This is a genomic window from Rhizobacter sp. (genome assembly GCF_031412495.1).
Lineage (GTDB): Bacteria > Pseudomonadota > Gammaproteobacteria > Burkholderiales > Burkholderiaceae_C > Schlegelella_A.
Genome location: NZ_JANODC010000144.1, coordinates 1 through 2,419, shown reverse-complemented (window position 1 = coordinate 2,419; position 2,419 = coordinate 1). Strand labels below are relative to the sequence as shown.

General features: G+C 68.7%; 4 protein-coding genes. All 4 read right to left on the bottom strand.

Annotated elements, in window-relative coordinates; all coding sequences use genetic code 11:
• The coding region (locus AC30N0_RS05235; protein WP_489516875.1) for a DUF493 family protein at positions 1-121 on the bottom strand (121 nt) is incomplete at its 3' end.
• Entirely contained in the window at positions 121-627 is a 507-nt protein-coding gene (locus AC30N0_RS05230; protein WP_489516874.1) for a hypothetical protein, read from the bottom strand. The genes AC30N0_RS05230 and AC30N0_RS05235, both read right to left, overlap by 1 nt.
• Before the next feature lie 64 nt (positions 628-691).
• Complete coding sequence (locus tag AC30N0_RS05225) at positions 692-1,585, bottom strand: D-amino acid aminotransferase (RefSeq protein WP_489516873.1); 894 nt, start codon at positions 1,583-1,585, stop codon at positions 692-694.
• 29 nt (positions 1,586-1,614) lie between these two features.
• Positions 1,615-2,419, bottom strand: an 805-nt coding sequence (locus AC30N0_RS05220; protein ID WP_489516872.1) for a D-alanyl-D-alanine carboxypeptidase family protein, incomplete at its 5' end; no start/stop codon positions are given.

Genomic DNA, 2,419 nt, shown 5'->3' with positions numbered 1-2,419 from the left:
CGGTCACGGCGTGCACGAAGCCGTCGACGTTCATCCCCATGACCTTGATCGGGAAGGCCGACGGGTAGTCGATCAGCGACGGCCGCTCGGGCGCGGCGGCGTCAGCGGGCTCGTCGTCCATCAACTCATGCAGTCCTGGCGCTGCGTCGCGGTGATGCGGACCAGCTCGTTGCCGCCGCCGCCGAAGACATTGCCGCCGGTGAAGGTCAGGCAGCCCTCGCGCCGGTAGAGCACCTGAAGCCGCTGCGAGTCGTTGCCGTAGTAGAACGGGATCCAGCGCTTGCCGGTCTCGTGCCGGACCATGTTGTCGGGCGCGCCGATCAGCGCCGTGACCTCTTCGTAGGTCATGCCGATCTGCAGCTTCGCGAACCGGCTCCCGGGAACGACGCTGCCGACGATCTCGCCCTCGAAGCGGCCATCCCTCGACTTGACGGTTCGCGTCGGGCCGAAGGGACTGGGCGCGTTCGCGCCGGCCGGCGATGCCGTGGCCGCGCCCGGCGAGGTTGCCGGCGCGGCAGCCCCGGCGGGTGCCTGCGCCGCGCTGGAGGTGGTGGTGGTCGACGTCGAGCTGGCGCAGCCGGCCAGTGCGGCGAACGACACGGTCAGAAGTGCGAAGGACGTCTTCACGATCGAACCTTTCTGATGTCGCGAGGGGGTGGATGAATGGCGGGACGTGGCCCGCCTGGGAAAGTCAGATCGACTGCTCCGCCTTGGCTCGCTGATAGGCCTCGTACAGCCTGGCGTAGACGGGCCCGGGCTTGCCTCGCAAGGCGCCGTGGCCGACGCCGCTGCCGTCGAAGGTGGTCACGGGCAGCACTTCCTTGGTGGCCGAGCTGAGCAGGATCTCGTCGGCGGCGATGACCTCGCCTTCGGGCAGCGGGCGCAGGTTGAAGGCGATGCCGCACTCCTCGCACAGCTCCCGGATCAGCTCGTAGCGGATGCCCTCGAGCAGGTGCTCGCTCTTCGGCGGGCCGAGGACGGCGCCTTCGTGGACGATCCAGACGTTCGATCCCGACGCCTCGGTCAGGAAGCCGTCGCGGAACATGATCGTCTCGAGGGCATCGCGATCGGCCGACATCTGCCGCGCCATGACGTTGCCGAGCAGGGACACGCTCTTGATGTCGCCGCGCTCCCAGCGGAAGTCGCGGGCGCTGACGCAGGCCACGCCCTGGTGGCGCTGCTCGCCGCTGGCCGGCTTCATCGGGCTGGCCATCATGAAGACGGTCGGCGCGATGCCAGCCGGCATGACGTGGTCGCGCGGGTAGGCGACGCCGCGCGTCACCTGGATGTAGACCAGCTGCTGGGTCGAGCCGCCGCGCTCGGCGAGCGCCTCGACCAGCCTGCGGCAGCGCTCCAGCCACTCCTCGCGCCCGTGCGGGTTCTCGATGCGCAGCTTGCCCAGGTTGCGCGACAGCCGCGCCATGTGCTCGTCGAAGCGGAAGATCCTGCGGCCGTAGACGGGCACGACCTCGTAGACCCCGTCGCCGAAGATGAAGCCGCGGTCGAGCACCGAGACCTTGGCCTCGTTCAGCGGGCGGTACTCGCCGTTGATGTAGCAGAGCGTGTCGGGCAGGGTCGTGTGCATGGGCGCCTCCGGGCGTTCCGGCATTGTGGCTACTTCACCCAGAGGCGGATGGCATCCCAGGCGCGGCCGAAGATGCCGGCCTGCTCGACCGCGTCCATGACCACCAGCGGCACGTCGGCGACCGGCGTGCCGGCCGGGGTCGTCACCTTGATCGAGCCGACGCGCTGGCCCTTGGCGAGCGGCGCGACGAGCGGGTCGGTGCGTTCGACCTTGGTCTGCAGCTTGGCGCCGTCGCCCTTCGGCACGCTGACGAAGACGGCCGAGGCCGGGCCGAGGCGCGCCTCGTTGACCGCGCCCTTCCAGACCGGCGTGGTGACGATGGCCTTGCCGTCGTCGAAGAGGCGAACCGTGTCGAAGGCCTGGAAACCCCAGTTGAGGAGCTTCTGGCTTTCGTTCGCGCGCGCATCCATCGAAGCCGCGCCCAGCACCACGCTGAGCAGGCGGCGCTTGCCACCACCTGCGCCAGTGGCCGCGAGGTTCGGAAAATCGCGCTGCGCGGAGACCACCATGCAATACCCGGCCGCTTCGGTGAAGCCGGTCTTCATGCCGTCGACACTCGGGTCGCGCAGCAGCAGCACGTTGCGGTTGTTCTCGTTGGTGGTGGGCGAGCCCTCGAAGTGGTACTTCTTGATCGAGTACAGCGGGTAGTACTCGGGGAAGTCGTTGATGATGTGCGAGGCGATCACCGCCACATCGCGTGCCGTGCTCTTGTGGCCCGCCTCGGTGAGCCCGGTCACGTTCTTGAAGCTCGTGTTCTTCAGGTCCCAGGCCTGCGCCTGGCGATTCATCATGGCCACGAAGTTCTCGAGCGAGCCGCCCACGCCCTCAGCCAGG